The 16,458-nt window shown below is 60.3% G+C and carries 15 protein-coding genes; 13 read left to right on the forward strand and 2 right to left on the reverse strand.

Annotated features, from left to right (window positions below; all coding sequences use genetic code 11):
• Positions 1–28: 28 nt before the first annotated feature.
• The 4 genes from FIV03_RS10160 (at position 29) to FIV03_RS10175 (ending at position 3,209) form a co-directional block, all read left to right on the forward strand.
• Positions 29–817, forward strand: a complete 789-nt coding sequence (locus FIV03_RS10160; RefSeq protein ID WP_152509479.1) for an ABC transporter ATP-binding protein — start codon at positions 29–31, stop codon at positions 815–817.
• Positions 818–1,041: 224 nt separating this feature from the next.
• Positions 1,042–1,584, forward strand: coding sequence for a MarR family transcriptional regulator (locus FIV03_RS10165; RefSeq protein WP_031270568.1), 543 nt, complete (start codon positions 1,042–1,044; stop codon positions 1,582–1,584).
• Between the two features lie 149 nt (positions 1,585–1,733).
• Entirely contained in the window at positions 1,734–1,973 is a 240-nt protein-coding gene (locus tag FIV03_RS10170) for a hypothetical protein (RefSeq protein WP_077291707.1), read from the forward strand.
• A gap of 255 nt (positions 1,974–2,228) precedes the next feature.
• Positions 2,229–3,209 carry a lysozyme inhibitor LprI family protein gene (locus FIV03_RS10175; protein WP_152509480.1) on the forward strand — a complete coding sequence of 327 codons (981 nt, stop codon included), beginning with the start codon at positions 2,229–2,231 and terminating at the stop codon, positions 3,207–3,209.
• 25 nt (positions 3,210–3,234) lie between these two features.
• Here FIV03_RS10175 and FIV03_RS10180 read toward each other — a convergent pair whose 3' ends face one another.
• Complete coding sequence (locus tag FIV03_RS10180) at positions 3,235–4,113, reverse strand: LysR family transcriptional regulator (protein WP_209009926.1); 879 nt, start codon at positions 4,111–4,113, stop codon at positions 3,235–3,237.
• A gap of 117 nt (positions 4,114–4,230) precedes the next feature.
• On the opposite strand from FIV03_RS10180, the gene FIV03_RS10185 reads away from it, so the two are divergent.
• The 7 genes from FIV03_RS10185 to FIV03_RS10215 all read left to right on the forward strand — a co-directional run bounded on the left by FIV03_RS10185 (position 4,231) and on the right by FIV03_RS10215 (position 13,997).
• Complete coding sequence (locus tag FIV03_RS10185; RefSeq protein WP_152509482.1) at positions 4,231–4,620, forward strand: glyoxalase; 390 nt, start codon at positions 4,231–4,233, stop codon at positions 4,618–4,620.
• 1 nt (position 4,621) lies between these two features.
• Entirely contained in the window at positions 4,622–5,293 is a 672-nt protein-coding gene (locus FIV03_RS10190; RefSeq protein WP_152509483.1) for an SDR family oxidoreductase, read from the forward strand.
• Between the two features lie 20 nt (positions 5,294–5,313).
• Complete coding sequence (locus tag FIV03_RS10195) at positions 5,314–6,405, forward strand: alkene reductase (RefSeq protein ID WP_152509484.1); 1,092 nt, start codon at positions 5,314–5,316, stop codon at positions 6,403–6,405.
• Positions 6,402–6,740, forward strand: a complete 339-nt coding sequence (locus tag FIV03_RS10200) for a cupin domain-containing protein (protein WP_152509485.1) — start codon at positions 6,402–6,404, stop codon at positions 6,738–6,740. The genes FIV03_RS10195 and FIV03_RS10200 overlap by 4 nt, the downstream gene beginning before the upstream one ends.
• Positions 6,741–7,038: 298 nt before the next feature.
• A complete protein-coding gene (locus FIV03_RS10205) occupies positions 7,039–8,772 on the forward strand; it encodes a serine protease (protein WP_152509486.1) in 1,734 nt (577 codons plus the stop codon).
• Positions 8,769–11,867, forward strand: a complete 3,099-nt coding sequence (locus FIV03_RS10210; RefSeq protein ID WP_152509487.1) for an ATP-binding protein — start codon at positions 8,769–8,771, stop codon at positions 11,865–11,867. Before FIV03_RS10205 ends, FIV03_RS10210 begins: the two co-directional genes overlap by 4 nt.
• A 156-nt stretch (positions 11,868–12,023) precedes the next feature.
• Positions 12,024–13,997, forward strand: coding sequence for a DNA/RNA non-specific endonuclease (locus FIV03_RS10215; RefSeq protein WP_152509488.1), 1,974 nt, complete (start codon positions 12,024–12,026; stop codon positions 13,995–13,997).
• Positions 13,998–14,085: 88 nt separating this feature from the next.
• Here the strand turns inward: FIV03_RS10215 and FIV03_RS10220 are convergent, their stop codons facing one another.
• On the reverse strand, positions 14,086–14,541 hold the full coding sequence (locus tag FIV03_RS10220) for a methylated-DNA--[protein]-cysteine S-methyltransferase (protein WP_023003661.1): 456 nt from the start codon (positions 14,539–14,541) through the stop codon (positions 14,086–14,088).
• A 132-nt stretch (positions 14,542–14,673) separates the two neighbouring features.
• Between FIV03_RS10220 and FIV03_RS10225 the strand changes: the two genes are divergently transcribed.
• Together FIV03_RS10225 and FIV03_RS10230 are read left to right on the forward strand one after the other, a co-directional pair.
• Positions 14,674–15,579 (forward strand): DMT family transporter, encoded by a 906-nt coding sequence (locus FIV03_RS10225; RefSeq protein WP_152509489.1) that lies wholly within the window; start codon positions 14,674–14,676, stop codon positions 15,577–15,579.
• 130 nt (positions 15,580–15,709) lie between these two features.
• A complete protein-coding gene (locus tag FIV03_RS10230) occupies positions 15,710–16,354 on the forward strand; it encodes a L,D-transpeptidase (protein WP_152509490.1) in 645 nt (214 codons plus the stop codon).
• The last annotated feature ends 104 nt before the right edge of the window (positions 16,355–16,458 follow it).

Consider the following 16,458-nt stretch of genomic DNA (forward strand, 5'->3'; position numbering starts at 1 on the left):
ACACAACGGGAACGCTGGAAGCGATCACATGACGTCACACAAAAAGGCCCCCGTCGTCGTAACCATGAACGGTATCGGCAAGGTTTTCGAAAACGGCACGACCGCGCTCGACGATTTCTCCCTGGATGTGCGTGAGGGTGAATTCGTGTCCCTGCTTGGGCCATCCGGGTGCGGCAAGTCGAGTGCGCTGAGGATCATCGCCGGATTGTCCGATCCCAGTACGGGCACCGTTTCCTGGCCGGCGGAGCGCAGCGGGCAGGAGGAACATGAGCTCGGGTTCGTGTTCCAGGAGCCGACCCTGATGCCGTGGGCAACGGTTTTTGCCAATGTCTGGTTGCCACTGCGGTTAAAGGGCGTGTCTCGCCAGGCTGCCCGGGACAGGGTGATGGAAGCCCTTGCAACCGTCGGACTGGCCGATTTTGCCGAAGACTTTCCCCGTCAGTTGTCCGGCGGCATGAAGATGCGGGTCTCGATTGCCCGGGCGCTTGTCACCCGGCCAAAAGTTCTTCTGATGGACGAACCCTTTGCCGCGCTCGATGAAATCACCCGGTTCAAGCTTAACAACGACCTGCTGCACCTGCAGAAGACCTTCGGCTGGACCGTGCTTTTCGTGACGCATTCGGTATTCGAATCCGTCTATCTCTCCAGTCGCATCGTGGTGATGGCCGCCCGGCCGGGCCGGGTGATAAGCGAGATGGAAATCGACGCGCCTTACCCGCGAGAAGACAGTTTCCGGACCTCCGCCGAATACAGTCAATATTGCCGTGAGGTTTCCGATGCGCTGCATGGTGCACTGGAGCCGGCTGACGCGCTTTGAAAGGCGTCGGATGTCCGTTAGTGGTCTGTATCACCGTTCGACAGAGGCACTTCAGCGGTCGGTGCATCAAAAGTTAGCTGGATAAAAGGCGCCAAGTCTGCGCAGTCTCAGTAAAATCGACTTTTCCCGGGCGAGTGTCATTTGACGGTTAAATACTCCCGCTAGGGTTCCGCCGCATCATTGATGAACGTGATTCGAGTTGATTGGAAGACGGGGTTGCTGCGATGGCTTTTAATTACAAGAAAAGCATAACGTTTCGGCTGGTTCAGGCGGCGAAGGCGCAGCGGGCCCGGTCCGGGGCGCATCTCATGCGAATCGGGCTGCACCCCGGCCAGGAACTGGTGCTGAAGGTTCTGGCAGATACGGACGGGCGCACAATGAGCCAGCTGGCTCTCGCGCTTGGTGTGCAGCCGCCCACCGTCACCAAGATGGTGACCCGGCTTTCCAGTCAGGGATATGTTCGACGCCAGGTTTCCGACACGGACGGCCGTCTTGCCCGCGTTTATCTGACCGATGTCGGCCGTGAACTGGTGCTGTCGGTGGACAAGGCCTGGAAACGCCTGGAACGGGAAGCCATGTCCGGTCTGGAGGACAAGGACCGCAAGAAACTGCGGAAGCTGCTGCGGCAGGTCGAGAAGAACCTGTCGATTTCCGTCGATGACGACCCGGAACACGAGGCCGATTTCGACACAGACGGCGATGAAGTCGCGGAAGCCGAAGCCAAGGAAAAAGACAAGGCCAAGGCGAAGGAACTTTCAGTGGCCTGATCCACGTCCGGCTCCCGAAACTCCCGTCAGCCGCCAGGTGGCACCATGTGCAGGGCGGCCTGGAAAGATTACAAATCCGTCATTTGAAAAGGGGCGTTGTGCTTCTTACCTCCGTCGCAGCCAGACTGGCACATACGGAGGATGCACACATGCAACTGAGGTATCGGACGATAAACGAGGACCGCGGTGCCCGCCGGGCAGCAGAGCTGCGAGACCGGTTCCGGCACGTGTCGGATGCTTCCATCAACCACCCGCAATTCGGTTTGAGACACGGTGCGCAAGCCCGCACCTGGAGCGAGGTCAAATCCCGTCAGTCTCAATTTCAGGAGCTTATGGCCTGGAGTGTGCTGGCGGTGGTGATGGTCTTCATCGGATTGATGATGCTCTAGACATCGCTGCCACCTGGCTGAAACCGACCGGTGACGCTTCACGCAAAGCGGCACCGGCACGAGATGAACACGCGGCGAACGGCTGGACCGTTCGCCGCTTTTTTGTGTCTTCCGGCCATGGCCTATCTGGGGGATGCAGGGCTCTGGTCTCCGGCGCTAGAGCATGCGTGTTTCACCAACGGTTGATCCGGCTTATGAAGATTGTCGAGGACGTCGCAAGCAACCGCTGTCGTCAACTGCAACTGGGGGAATGCCATGAGTGTCACGGTGACCGGCGGGAGAAAAAATTGGCTCGGGCAACCCACAGCCGTCAGGCGCGGGAAAGCTGCCCGGCTCTCTGCGACGCTGGCTCACGGTAAAACCCTCCTGCCTTTCCTGGCATTCATTGTTCTCCTTGCCGGAACAAGTTCAGCGGTAACCGCGCAGACGCCTGATCCCGAACCGAAATTGCCGACGGGTCTTGAAACCGAGATTGCGTCTTGCAGGGCAGATCCAGCGAACCGGATCGGCGGCGCCGCGATTGGCGAGTGCCTGGAGGACCGGGCAGCGGAACGGCGGGCGGAACTGGACCGCAGACGCGAAAAACTCGCTGAACGGCTCTGCAATCCCGCGCATACGAAACAGCTGTTTGAAGGTGGAAAAGCTTGGGAGGCGCTGCGCCAGAGCGAATGCGGATTGCTTGGCAAGCTCCCGGGTAATACCGGGTCCTATATCAACATGGCGTCTTGCGAGATGACGCTGGCACTTCAGCAAAGCGAGGCACTGGCTTTACTGGAGGATTTTGCCAATCCGTGGTGCCCTTCCTACGAACTGGTTGAAGACGCAAGCCGGAAGGGCGAGCCGGTGCCGGGCGAAGCAGTCGAGATTGTGGGCAGCTCCCTGTCGTGGACATTCGAAGCCACGCCAGACGCCCGGATCGTCGTGTCGGACAGTGTGTCCGGAGAGGTCGTTCCCCTCGATATCTCGGGCTGCTCATTTTGTTCGGGTGATGCGGACAATTGCGAGCAGGACGGCATCTACACCATGTGCGAAGACCCGGAACGTCCGCTTCTTGTCGCTGTTTGCCACAAGGGCGCACATTCCCAGCGTCTGACCCTGTTCGACCCGGTTGTCCGGGGCGCTGAACCCGTCGTTGAGAGTACGGGCGAATATTTCATCGAATGGCAGATTCAAAAGGGACGGCTGGCATACCGGCCGGACGGGGCAGGGGGCGCAGTCTGGCCCGAATACGACTGACCTATCGCTGTCGGCTGGACCGCCTTCATTTGAATGCAGTTTCCAGTTCCTCCAGCAAGGCCTTGATCCGCCGCACCCCTGACCTGCCTTTTGGATAAACAGCCTGTAGCCCTGCGGGGGGCAGCTCGAATTCCCGCAGCAATGGCACGAGTTTGCCCGCTGCCAGGTCTTCAGCAACATCCCACTGGGACTTGCGGGCAATCCCGAACCCGGCGAGACACCAGTCGCGCACCAGTCCGCCGTCATTTGCCGTGCGCCGCCCACTGACCGGACAGCGCACTATCTTGCCGTCGATCAGGAACTGCCAGGCATTGTCGGGCTCGGAGCCAAAACGCATCAGCAGGCAATCGTGCCGGGCAAGGTCCCGGGGATGGTGCGGACGGCCATGGCGTTCCACGTAAGACGGAGCGGCACAGACAATCCGGGCGTTGGCCGCAAGCTTGCGGACGATAAGTGTTGAATCCTTCAACTCCCCATACCGTATCGCAACGTCGTACCCTTGCGAGGCAACGTCCACGAAACCGTCGCTCAGGTGAAGATCGATCGTCACGTCCGGATGAGCTTCCAGAAACCGATCCAGCACGGCCCGAAGGCGTGTTCTGCCGAGGTCAAGCGGTGCCGACAGGCGAATGGGGCCGGCCAGTCTTTCCGCGCCTAACCGGATACGGGCATCCAGCTCTTCCGCCTCGGCGAGCAGGCGGCGGGCGCCGTCCAGCAGCAAACGCCCTTCCTCGGTCAGACTGAGGGCGCGCGTGCTCCGTGTCAGCAACCTGACGCCGTAATGAGCCTCAAGTGCTGCCAGCCGCTCGGACGTCGTCGCGGGGGAATAGCCCATCTCCCTGCCCGCGGAGGCAATGCCTCCCGTTTCCGCAATGCGCACGAACAGCGCGAGATTGTCCATCATTATTCGAAAATTCCGAATTTTAGTTTCGGAATTGTCTCAATTATCTGGCCTTGCCGCAAGCATTAGGTTCGTGGGCAACAAAGGCAGTCCGATGATTGCTGCCGGAAAGGAAACGGGATGCTGCTCGATCATATTACCATCAGAACCCACGACCTGGTGACGACACGTGCCTTCTTCCTTCAGGTCTTCGACGATCTGGAGGAGCGTCCGCGTCCTCGCCGCATCCGCCAAATTCCGGGGCACTGGCTCTACTACGGCAATGAACCTCTCATTCATCTGATCGGAATTCCTCCACACGCCGAAGAGGATCGGCAGGCCGACGGCTGGGACCACATCGGTTTCCGCCTCGAAGGTTACGAGGCCTTCCGGGCAAAGCTGGAACGGCTCGGCATTGCTTATTCCACCATGGATCTGCCGGAACTGGGCGAGCGTCGTCTGTTCTTTCGCACGCCCACCGGTCAGCTGATTGAAACCGTCTTCCGGGAAACCGACCAAAGGAGTGCGTGAGATGGCATTTACCCAGGAAACAAGAACCGTCGTCATTGGCGGCACATCCGGCATCGGAAGTGCCGTGGCCGATGCGCTGGAAAGCCGGCCGGGAGAGGTCTTGCGCGCAGGGCGCTCCAATGGACTGGACGTTGAAGACCCGAAAGAGGTTGCTGTCTATTTCGCCGCGATCGGTCCGGTTGACCATGTGGTTTTCACGGCCGGCAGCCAGGCGCCGGGTGGACCTGTGTCCGGTCTTGATCTCGAGGCAGCCAAAACCGCTTTCGATACGAAATTCTGGGGTGCGGTCGCGGTGGCGCAAGCTGCGGCCAAGCATGTTCGACCGGGCGGTACCATAACATTCACCAGTGGTTTTCTGGCGCGACGAACGGTTCCCGGAACCTTTGTGAAAACCGCAATGAATGCGGCGCTGGAGGCAGGTGCCAAGGTGCTGGCGAAGGAGCTTGCTCCCGTCCGGGTCAACGTCGTCAGCCCGGGCCTTACCGATACATCCGCTTATGCCGCAATGGATCCAGCCGCCCGGACAGCCATGCTGAACAAGGCTGCAGAGACCCTTCCTGCCGGGCGTTTCGCAAGACCGGCGGATGTGGCGGCAGCCTATCTCCTCCTGATCGACAACCCTTCCATGACCGGTGCCGTGATCGATGTCGACGGCGGCGCCCTGATCAACTGACGTTTGTGAAAGGACTTTCCATGACCAGCCTGTTCGACCGATATGACCTCGGTCCCCTTGCCCTGCCGTCGCGCATCGTGATGGCTCCCATGACGCGCTCGCGCAGTACGCAGCCGGGCAATGTGCCCAATGACATGATGGCGGACTATTACGCCCAACGGGCAAGCGCCGGGATGATTGTCAGCGAGGCCACGCAGATCTCACCGCAGGGCCAGGGTTACAGCTTCACTCCCGGCATCCATTCGGCGGAACAGGTCGATGGCTGGCGCAAGGTGACGGACGCCGTTCACCAAAAAGGCGGGCGCATGGTGTTGCAGCTCTGGCATGTCGGCCGCATGAGCCATGCCCAGTTCCAGGGTGGAGGTCAGCCGGTTGCTCCCTCGGCCATCGCCCCGGGTGCGTCCATCTGGGCGGTTGATCCGGCTACGGGTCAGGGTGGCATGATCGAATGTCCTGTTCCGCGAGCACTCACAGCTGAAGAGATTTCTGCCATCGTCGAGGACTACCGGACAGCTGCAGCCAACGCCAGGGCAGCCGGGTTTGACGGTGTCGAGATCCATGCCGCCAATGGGTATCTGATCGACGAATTCCTGCGATCGACCTCCAATCGGCGGACGGATGCTTATGGCGGCAGTCAGGAAAACCGCATCCGGTTTGCGCGGGAAGTGGCTGAAGCCGTTTCAAAAGTCATCGGGGCGGAGCGGACCGGCATTCGCTTTTCACCCTTCATCACCCAGCGCGGCATGGACGATCCGGCCGCACCGCAGACGATCCTGAAGCTCGCCGGGGAACTGGACAAGATCGGTCTTGCCTATGTTCATCTTGCCGAGGCCGATTGGGACGACGCGCCTGAAACGCCCGAAAGCTTCCGGGCTGCCTTGCGAGAGGTCTACTCCGGTACCGTCATTGTTGCCGGTGGCTATACCAAGGTGAAGGCAGACCGGATCCTTGCAGATGGATATGCGGACCTCGTTGCCTTTGGACGTCCTTTCATCGCGAACCCGGACTTTCCGCGCCGCCTGGCGGACGGAGTGCCGCTTGCCGATTTCGATGGGTCGACGCTCTTCGGTGGTGATGCCGCAGGTTACACAAGCTATCCGGTGGCAGCATGACCAACCCAATGAGCAAGGCAGAGATTGCAATGGCGACCGACAGGGTCGGGACGCATCTGGTGTCGGAAGAAAACGGCGTGAAAGTCTGGCATCTTCGACTGGCGCCGGGCGAGACACTGCCTGCCCACCGGCACGAGCGGCCTTATTTCTGGACCGTCCTGACCGATGGCAAGGCCGTCTCACGTCAGGCGGATGGCCGCATTCTGGACGTGACCTACAGGGCGGGTGATACCCGGCATATGTCGGATCTGTCGCCGGATACGGCCTTCGTGCACGATCTCACCAACACGGGCGAAGCAGAACTTGTTTTCGTGACCGTCGAATTCGTCCGGTAAACGGGTTTCGGCAGACAAGACAAACGGAATGGACGATACCTGTTGCTTTGCTTGCGAGCACAGGATCGTCCTTTTCGGCGTCTGCAGCTGCATCAGGCGGCGTATACTTGTGCGTTTATTTTCAGTTTGAATGACGCTATAATTGTGCCCTTGGGTTCTGAAGCCTGGGAGAACGTGCGGTTGGCCGTATTTTGACCGACAAGACGCATATTCTCATCCGACCGTCGGCGGTTGACTGGCGTGCCGGCTTGAAGAGACAGGCTCCATTGTTTTAACGATTCTCGATACGGTGTTGGACATGCCGGTAACCAGTGCAGAGCTGAAGCAGCATCTGGAGCAGAACGAAGCGGCTGTCGACAGGGTGTTGCGCCGGGTTCAGGGGTTCACGGATTCCCTGATGACGCTGGATGCCTTGCGCAGCACGGCGGGCATCACCGGGCAGCCTCTTGAAGAACTGCTTGCTGATTTTCTGAACGAGGAAAATCTCGGCTGGGAGTTTATGTTCCACCTCACCCAACCAATCGAGCCGATCAACGCCGCCAATTTCGATCTCGAGGATCTCGGTGATTTCGCGCACAAGATGCTGGGCTTCAAGCTGTATGTTTTCGACGAAATAGGGTTTTGCGGGATCGCGACACTCGTGTCTCACCGGCTCGCGCTGACCGCCTGGCATGTGACAGTCAAGGACAAGCGGAAGGAGCGCCGGTCCGGCCTCACGGTTCGCACGCAAGAAGGGAGCAAATCGCTGCGCGTGCTTGGTGTGCGTTTCGAGATGCCTTGTCATGACGATCAATGGGATGTCGGTCTGCAGGACGGGGATATCCTGCGTGCCAACCCGGATGTCGCCTTGCTCGCCATCGAGCAACCGATGACAACCTATTACGAATTGCCGGCGGAATCTCCGGCGTGGATCACCGGGCGGAGAAAGCTTTGCCTGAGCCACAGACAGGACGACAACGGCAGGGGCGTCACCTTCGTTACCGGTCGGGCGACGATCGATGATCCTCCTCGTATCCAACTGGAATGGGAGGACGGCGTCACCAGACCCGGGTCGTCAGGCGGGTCGGTTTTCGATACAGATCTTGCATTCGCAGGCTTCCATCAGGGACAGCTGAACGGTGTGTCCGAAATCGTTCCTTACGCCACCTTCGCCGGCATAGACGAGTTTACACAGGCAATTGCGGAGGACCGGGCACCGCCTTACATCTATTCGCTGACGGGGCGTGTCGATGGTCATCTGATTATCGGACGGCAGCGCTATTGTCATGCCATCCATGACGTTGTGCGGGGAGCCGCCCGTCACTTGCGCGGGATCTGGATCAAGCGGATGGAGATCGACCAGACGACGGGACTGGAATTTTCCTACGATCTCTTGTGTCAGGTTCTGGCGCAGAACGGTCAAGCGGCGCAGGTGTTCAGGGTCGAACTGTCTCTGGGAATGGAAGACCTGCTGGAAACGTTGAACGAGAGATTGCACGGCGGAACGCCGCTGCTTGCACGGCCGGGGGCTGCGGACGACGAAACCAGTGAAGGGGCAAGCGACAAGGATCGCGCCAGGCAACTGGTGGACCTCCTGGCCAAGACGACCGGCGCAACCGCGGACAGGCCGAGCTGGATCTATTTCGACAATCCACGCGGAGGTTTGCGCAAGGCGGCACAACAGCAACTGGAACTGCTTCTGGCAATGATCCTGAGCGATACGCGTCTTCGATTTGTCATGGCCGGGGGAGAGACCTACAGCGTTCCGGGGCCAAAGGCGGAAAATGCCAGTGCGCTGACCGGGCCGGGAGTGATGGTGGATTACATCGGCCAGTTCGACCGCGAGGATGTCCGTCATACACTTGAGGCGATCAACCGATCGCTGGGGCTTGGCCTGCCGACGCATGTGGTCGATTTCGTTCTGATGCAGGCCCTTCACGGCGTGCAAGCCCAGGGAACGGTCTATCGCAGTGCGGAAGTGAAAACCGTGTCGGAGAATCTGCAAAGGTCTCTCGCACCGTTGCTTCCGGCCGAAGGAGCATCATCGCCATGAGCAAGGACGGTGACCAGCTCGCGGAAGGCCTGAAGGCGGCCATGCGGTTTGCCGCAACGCGCAAAACCTTCACGCCGCGTGATGCGGTGGAGGCAGCTTCCAAGGTCTTGCAGGACAAGCTGACGCCATTGACGATTGCCCGGTTGCTGACGGAGCTCAACAAGGTCGTCCTGGAAATTTCCTCCGAGCCGGTCTGGTCTCTTCGCAACGGGCCGCGCCATGGTGTGCTCAAGACCATCGAAACTCCGGAGGAAGACACACCTGTTGCCAGAGCCCTGCGTGGTGACGAACCGTTCTCGCAGGAGACCATCGAACGACTGATTGCCGAAACACCGGATCTGCCCGAGCAGGATCAGCTCAAACGGATCGAGGAGATATCCGATGACCTCGACAGGGCCGGGCCGAGTGCGCCTGCCTATCCGTTGCTGGTGCGCCTGCGCGGTGTCATGAACCGCGTGGATGCCGCAAGGCGGGCCAATGCCATGCTGAGCCGGGAGTTTTTTGGCCGGGAGAAGGAACTGGCCCGCCTGCTCGACTGGTGCGCGCGGCCTCAGGAAAAAACACCTGTCAGCGCCTTGTTCATCACCGGCCTGCCGGGCATCGGCAAATCCTTTCTGATCGACCGGGCAATGGCGGAACACAGGTCTGCTCAAAAGGCTCCGATCGTTCTGCGCCTGGACTTCGACCGGCGCGGGCTGAACCTGGAAGATCCCGACAAGCTTGTGCATGAGCTCTCCCGTCAGCTGGGCGATATCCTGACAGACGAAGCCCCCAGACTGCGCGACCTGAGGCTCAAGTATTCCGGCAATGCGGAAACGACCAGTACGACGGTGAGCAGTACCCTTTTGCCGACCGAGCTGGTCGATGCCATGGGCGCTGCGGTGCGGTCGCATGGTGGGCAGGTGGTCCTGGTGCTGGATACGCTTGAAGTGTTGCGCGGCCATGGCGAAACCCGGCCCATTCTGCTGTTCGAGGTTCTGGACAATCTGGTGCGGGCCGGGCTGTCACCGATCTCGATCATTGCGGCCGGGCGGGGGGATGCGCTCGATTCCGTCCGCAAACGCATTGAGGGACCGCCTCTGGAGCTGGAAGGCCTCAGCGAGACGGAATCCCGCAAACTTCTGGACAAGTTGGGGGCTCCCCCGGATCTGCATGACAGGATCTTCGAACTTTCGCACGGCAACCCGCTGATGCTGCGGCTTTCAGCCAAGGTAACGCAGGCGGAGGACTTCGATCCGGGCGAACTGGAATACGGCGAGGCAGGCAGCATCACGGAAGCCTATCTTTACCGGGCTATCCTTTCGCGCATTGACGACCCGCTGCTGGCGAAGCTGGCACACCCTGGTCTTGTCCTGCGCCGGATCAGCGCCGAGGCAATCCAGTTCGTTCTGGCGCCGGCGCTCGGGCTCGGTGAGGATATTGATGAAGCTGCGTCCAGGCGACTTTGGCAGGAACTCAGCAGCCACCATTGGCTGGTGGCCGTTGACGGTCAGGACTGGCTGAAACACCGCAGCGACCTGCGGCAGGAAATCCTGCCCATGCTCTACGTCGAAAAGCCGGAGCTGGCCGCAAGAATAGACCGGGCGGCGGCAAACTGGTTTGCCGGGTTCGACCGTGAGACCGCGCTCTATCATGCCTTCCAGGCGACGCGGGCCGGGGACCCGATGCCAGAATTCACCGCAGCCGAGGTGGCGGGCCTCAGCGAAGATGAGCTGGACGAGCTTCCACTTCCTGCGACGAATGCCATCCTGCAGGAGCGCGGGGAACGCTCGCGCCGGGCGCGCTATACCAGCAGCGAACAGGGAACATCCGAACCGGTTCCGACTTCGAAAGCGGAGGAGGTCGAGCCGGAACTGATCCGCGAACTCGAACTGACCCTTCGGCGGGGCGATGTGTTCGAGGCCGATCATATCTTCACCCTCAACAACGCCTTTCCGCGAAATCCGTCACCTTCCCGTCCCGAGGCTGCTGCCACGCTTGCCTATTTCTGGCTGTCCGGCCAGTGGGCGCGGGCCATGTCCCTTTGGCGGAAACTGCCGAAATCCTTGCTGGAACGATTGAGCCGGGAAGACCCTGGCCTCTACGGGCTGGTCCTGCTGGAAATCGAGGCGGAAGCGAATTTCGACGGACTTGTCGCCCGGTTGCGTGGTGATGAGAAACTGGCGGCAACAGCCTGGCAGGCACGTTCCGAGGGTTCCAGGATTGCCCTTAAGGGGGCGCTGGAATTCGCTCTCATGGCCAGCCAGGAAGGGCGGCCGGAGTATGTGGAGATCCTGGATCCGGTTGCCATGTCCGTCTTCAGGTTCGGTGAGAGAGTTTCGGAATATCCGGCAGATGCAATCCGGCAGGGTGCCAACCGCGCCGAGCGGTTTGCGATCATGACCGGACAACAGCATCCCGACACGGATCAGCACACCATTGCCCGAATGAACCCTGCAATCGCGCCCTTGAGTGTTCTTGCACGCATTCAGCACAGTCCGCGCATGGCGCAATATCTGCGCGGCTTTTACGAGGGGTTGCATGAAACGCTGGAAATGCTGGGAACGCCTGATCTCTTCGACAGTTTCGAGCGCTACTCCAGCGACATCGAGATCGAAGGACCGGAAATTCTGGGGGCGCTGGGCCTTACCTGCGACTGGGTAGGGGCATTTGCAGTGTTCAATGCTGTTCCGGATGCGCCGACGGTTGCGCGGGCGGCCGAACGGTGGCGGCGCTTCAGTGGCGGTATCTGGTCCTACCCGGGTACGCCGCCGTCTTACTGGGGCAACGGTGAGAGCGATGTCTTGCTGATGGCGCGGGTCAACAGTCTGCTTTCGCGGAAGGATCCGCCGGCAACCGCCCGGGCGCTGTTGCGGCGATTGGCCTATGCGGCCGATTATCCCGACACGGAAGAAGGGGCACGGCGTGCCCGGAGTGTTTTCGAGCGGCGGCTGATGCGGCCGCTGGCAATGGCGATGACCGCGGGCTCTGCCCAGGACATTGCAACTGCCCTTGCACCCAGGCTCATGGGGCCAGCCCTGACAGCGGCGTTGGCCGTGATCGGGGCTGATGCTGCGAAAAGAAACGAACCGGTCGACGCATCGACATTGTTCTAGTCGAGCGCGTTTGCAGCTTCGTCAAACACGAAAGAAAGGAGAGAGCCGGGCACTGTTCAGGTTCCGTGTTTCCGGCAAGGCCGCAAGCCTCGTCGAAGCCCGAACCTATGGGGAATACCGGACAATAATACAGACATTGATATTGGAGGAATTTCCATGAACACGCGAGCATTATTGGAAAGTCAGGGACGGCTCGAAGCATTGAAATCGGGCGGACGGCTTGAGGCTGCAAAACGCGCCATCGAGGCAGGACACCCCTTTGTCGAGCAACTTGGACTGGACATACCGGACACGCTTGATGCGCTGGATATGTCCCCCGGCCAGCTTGAAGCCGCCGGCACGCCTTTGACGCAACTGGAAGCCATCGTGCGACTGGTTACCCGGCCGCCGATGGTCGTTGAAAACGGCGCGGTCTCGCTGATCCCGCTGCCGGATGAGTTTGGTGCCGACATAGACATCAAGATCAAGCGGAACGAACACTGGCTCGGCTCGGTCGGGCGGGTTGAATTCATCAATCACTCGATGACCTGGGGCGGAACCGCCTGGGTGGTCGGAGAAGAAGCTGATGGCCGGCATCTTCTTGTCGTGACCAACCGGCACGTGGCCAAGATTGTCGCACGCCGAAACGCCAGGGGAGAGGGCGTCTTCATGCGCTCGCCCTTCACGATGGTCCGTTACGGTGCGCGCGTGGATTTCAACGAAGAGGTTGGCGCGTTGCCGTCGGACGAGCGCCCGGCCGAGATCCTTCGCTTCACCTATCTTGCAGATGATGCCAGCGCCGATGTCGCGATCGGGCGGATCGAAAAACCTGCCGGCTTCGCCGTGGCGCCCTTGCCTCTGGTGGATACGGACGCGGAAACGGACGAGATCGTTGCGGTGATCGGCTATCCGGCCTTCGACAGCCGAAACGACCGCACCGAAATGGAGAAGTATTTCAAGGGCCTCTACGATGTGAAGCGGTTTGCTCCGGGCAAGATGATGCCGGTTGCGCCGGGAACCGTGCTCAGCCACGACTGCACCACGCTCGGTGGAAACTCCGGCTCGCCGATCCTGAGCCTTGATCGCAACAAGGTGGTGGGGCTGCATTTCGCCGGAGCCTATGGAATTGCCAACAGCGCTGTCAGGGCGAGCACGCTGCGGGACCTTCTGTCAGGCAACCGGCCCACGCAGGTCCTGGTCGAGGCCAGTCTTGAACAGGAGGTGGCCGACGGTTTCCACGACCCGAACCATTTTACCGACCGGAACGGCTACGATCCCAACTTCCTGTCGAAAAAGGTCGACTTTCCGAAGTTGCCGGACGGCCTGTTCAATCTGGCCAGCCCGACGGATGCGCTCGCCGGCCGTCCGCATGAGCTGCGCTATACCCACTTCGGGCTTCTCTATGATGTCGATCGCAGAAGCCCCGTGGTCACTGTCGTCAACATCGACGGCGAAAAGGCAATCAAGATCAAACGCAAGAAACCGGACAAGTGGTTTTTCGATCGGCGCATTCCTGTCGAAGCGCAGCTCGGCAAGGGCGACTTCCCGGGAGATCTGGACCGGGGACACATGGTCCGGCGCGAGGACCCGAACTGGGGCGATGACCGCCCGGTGGCGCAACTGGCAAACGACGATACGTTCCACTACACGAACGCCTCGCCGCAGCATTCCTCCCTCAACCAGAACCGGTCCACCTGGCAAGGTCTGGAAAACCATATCCTCGACAGCACAAAGACCCATGCCTTCCGGGCGACGGTCTTTACCGGACCCCTTTTCGACGATGACGAGGATCCGTTCCTCGACGGGGTCGGCATCAATCTGCCCCTGCAGTACTGGAAAGTGGTGGTGATGGATGCCTTGCAGGACGACGGCAGTCTTCGCCTGCACGCGACCGCCTATCTGTTAAGTCAGGGACAGGCCATTCAGAAATACCTGCAGGACCGCCGCGAGTCGGAAGCTGTCGAAGGGTTCGCCTTTGGTGAATACAAGACGTTCCAGGTGTCGGTTGCCTTTCTGGAAGAACTGTCGGGCTTCGATTTCGGACCGTTGAGGGATGTAGATCCGCTGGCATCTCTTGCAGACGAGCTTGAGCTGCCCGACAGCCGACCGCAGTTTGTCGAGATCACGGGAGCGGACTCTCTGGTCCTGTGAGAAAATGTGAGCCTGCCGCCGCTCCGGTCTTTGCCTTTATCGGCAGGGCCGGAGTGGCAGGTGTTTGACATCGACGACTTGAGCTGCGCTAGACCAGGAACGGGTAGCCACCTTCCAGTTTCAGAAGGGCGATCTTTGTTTCCGTACCGCCTGAGCCGGAATATCCGCCAAGGCCGTTCGCCGACAGGATCCGGTGGCAGGGAATGATAATCGGTATCGGGTTGGCTCCGCAGGCCTGACCGATCGGCTGACCGTATGTGTCCAGCTCCCTGGCAAGGTCGCCATAGGTGCGTGTTCCGCCATAGGGGATTGCGAGCATCGCCTTGAACACCGCCTGGTGTAGCTCGCCGCCTTTCGGGGCGAGCGGCAGGTCGAAGGTTTTCAGATCACCCGCGAGATAGGCCTGTACCTGGCGTGCCGCTTCCTTGAGCAACGGTGTTTCTTCTTTGCCAGAGGGCCCGTTCCAGTGTAATTGGGTGATTGCGCCGTCAACTTCCGTAATGGAAAGGCGTCCCAGCCATGTTTCAATTTCTGCAACCGGCATAACCGTCCCCGCTTGTCTTTTAAGGTTAGGTAGTGGGTTGGTGCAATTATCTCAACCGGACCGTTCCTGCCGGGACATGTCCGCTACTCTCTTTTTCATCTGCGGATGATCGTTTGAAAAGGGCCGCCGCCGATGGCGCATGACAGTCAGCACCGTTCGACCGGCAATGCCGCCGCTGCCACGGCGCCGCTCGCCGGGATCGGTCTCATCGTGCTGGCTTGCCTCAGTTTTTCCGTTCTGGATGCAACGGCCAAATACATGTCGGCCAGCCTGCCGACGCTGCAGATCGTCTGGATGCGGTTCGTCAGTCACGTGATCCTGTCGCTGGTCCTGTTCCAGGTCTGGAAGAAACCTTCGCTCCTGAAGACCAACCGGCCGGTCCTGCAGATCGTGCGGTCCTTCTGTCTGCTCGGTACCACCATTTTCAACTTCCTGGCGGTTCGTTACCTGCAGCTGGCCGAAACCATGTCGATCATGTTCGCCGCGCCATTCGTCATCACCGCCCTTGCCGGGCCGCTGCTTGGCGAATGGGCCGGATTACGCCGCTGGATAGCGATCATTGTCGGCTTCATCGGAGTGCTGGTGGTCACCCGGCCAGGACTTGGCGGCATGCACTGGGCGGCGATCTATTCGGTTGCGGCCATGTCCTTTTACGCGGTCTATGCGCTGCTGACCCGCCAGCTCACGGCAACGGACAGCTCTGCCGGAATGCTGATCATTTCAGGTATTGTCGCAGCCATTGCCATGGCGCCTGCTGGTATCTCGGTCTGGGTCACGCCTCCGGACGTGTGGACATGGGTTCTGCTGTTCGCGACCGGCGCTTTTGGTGCGGGCGGGCATTTCCTGTTCATCATGGCGCACAGGATCGCGCCTGCACCGGTGCTGGCGCCCTTCATCTATACGCAGATTGTCTGGATGATCGCGCTTGGCTTCCTGATCTTCGACGACGTGCCCACGTACACGACCATTCTCGGGGCAGCCATCGTTGTCGCGTCAGGCCTCTACATCCTCTACCGGGAACGCGTGAAGGGGATCTGATCAAGGCTGCATCTGCCCGTACGCTGGCCTTAGGCGGTTGACGGGATTGGATAGTTCCCGTCTTAATACCCGCCGGGGTTAAAACAACCGCCGGTCAGGAAGGATCGCCAGCCTTTAAGGGAGGTGTGGGATGGAGCTGAACCGCCGCAGGTTCTTGACAGGGGCAGCAGCCACGGCAGGCGCATTGGCCTTGCCGCAGGTGGCGAACGCCAATGCAGCTGCAAACGCTTATTTCAGTGGCTATCAGGAAGATAGCGGGTTTCAATACAGAAGAACCAACTTCAAGAAGATCGATCCCGTCTGGCATCGGCAGATGGTGAAGTATTTCAGTGACGAGCCACCCGGCACCGTGGTGGTCGATACCAACAATCACTTCCTGTACTGGGTATGGGAAAACAACACCGCGCTTCGTTATGGCGTTGGTGTGGGGCGTGAAGGCTTCCAGTGGTTCGGCCGCGCCAGGATTGACCGCAAGGCCCTGTGGCCGCGGTGGGTGCCGCCACCGGAGATGCTGAAGCGGCAGCCGGATCTGCCGAGAATGGTTGAAGGCGGAGCTGCCAACAATCCACTAGGGCCACGGGCCTTGTATCTCTACCGGGATGGAACCGACCTCGGGTACCGGCTGCACGGCACACTGGAGCCCTGGAGCATCGGCCATGATGTGTCGAGTGGCTGCGTGCGCATGTTCCCGGAAGACATTGTCGACCTTTACCAGCGCTGCCCCAAGGGGACCGGCGTTCTGGTGCTGGAGCATCTTGGAGAAAAAGCGGGCTGAGCCCGTTCATCCGGAGCAATTTGCAATCGACCGGCGGAGCTGCAGTCGAAGAGGCTGAGGGCTGCCGGGCGAGGGGGAAACTTAAAGAGGATTTGGGGGCTTCC

Source organism: Labrenzia sp. THAF187b (assembly GCF_009363375.1).
Taxonomy (GTDB): Bacteria; Pseudomonadota; Alphaproteobacteria; order Rhizobiales; family Stappiaceae; genus Roseibium; species Roseibium algicola.

Bases quoted from the DNA above. Each gene is read 5' to 3' on its own strand.
- FIV03_RS10160 (WP_152509479.1), top strand. From the start codon at position 29: ATGACGTCACACAAAAAGGCCCCCGTCGTCGTAACCATGAACGGTATC.
- FIV03_RS10165 (WP_031270568.1), top strand. From the start codon at position 1,042: ATGGCTTTTAATTACAAGAAAAGCATAACGTTTCGGCTGGTTCAGGCG.
- FIV03_RS10170 (WP_077291707.1), top strand. From the start codon at position 1,734: ATGCAACTGAGGTATCGGACGATAAACGAGGACCGCGGTGCCCGCCGG.
- FIV03_RS10175 (WP_152509480.1), top strand. From the start codon at position 2,229: ATGAGTGTCACGGTGACCGGCGGGAGAAAAAATTGGCTCGGGCAACCC.
- FIV03_RS10180 (WP_209009926.1), bottom strand. From the start codon at position 4,113: ATGATGGACAATCTCGCGCTGTTCGTGCGCATTGCGGAAACGGGAGGC.
- FIV03_RS10185 (WP_152509482.1), top strand. From the start codon at position 4,231: ATGCTGCTCGATCATATTACCATCAGAACCCACGACCTGGTGACGACA.
- FIV03_RS10190 (WP_152509483.1), top strand. From the start codon at position 4,622: ATGGCATTTACCCAGGAAACAAGAACCGTCGTCATTGGCGGCACATCC.
- FIV03_RS10195 (WP_152509484.1), top strand. From the start codon at position 5,314: ATGACCAGCCTGTTCGACCGATATGACCTCGGTCCCCTTGCCCTGCCG.
- FIV03_RS10200 (WP_152509485.1), top strand. From the start codon at position 6,402: ATGACCAACCCAATGAGCAAGGCAGAGATTGCAATGGCGACCGACAGG.
- FIV03_RS10205 (WP_152509486.1), top strand. From the start codon at position 7,039: ATGCCGGTAACCAGTGCAGAGCTGAAGCAGCATCTGGAGCAGAACGAA.
- FIV03_RS10210 (WP_152509487.1), top strand. From the start codon at position 8,769: ATGAGCAAGGACGGTGACCAGCTCGCGGAAGGCCTGAAGGCGGCCATG.
- FIV03_RS10215 (WP_152509488.1), top strand. From the start codon at position 12,024: ATGAACACGCGAGCATTATTGGAAAGTCAGGGACGGCTCGAAGCATTG.
- FIV03_RS10220 (WP_023003661.1), bottom strand. From the start codon at position 14,541: ATGCCGGTTGCAGAAATTGAAACATGGCTGGGACGCCTTTCCATTACG.
- FIV03_RS10225 (WP_152509489.1), top strand. From the start codon at position 14,674: ATGGCGCATGACAGTCAGCACCGTTCGACCGGCAATGCCGCCGCTGCC.
- FIV03_RS10230 (WP_152509490.1), top strand. From the start codon at position 15,710: ATGGAGCTGAACCGCCGCAGGTTCTTGACAGGGGCAGCAGCCACGGCA.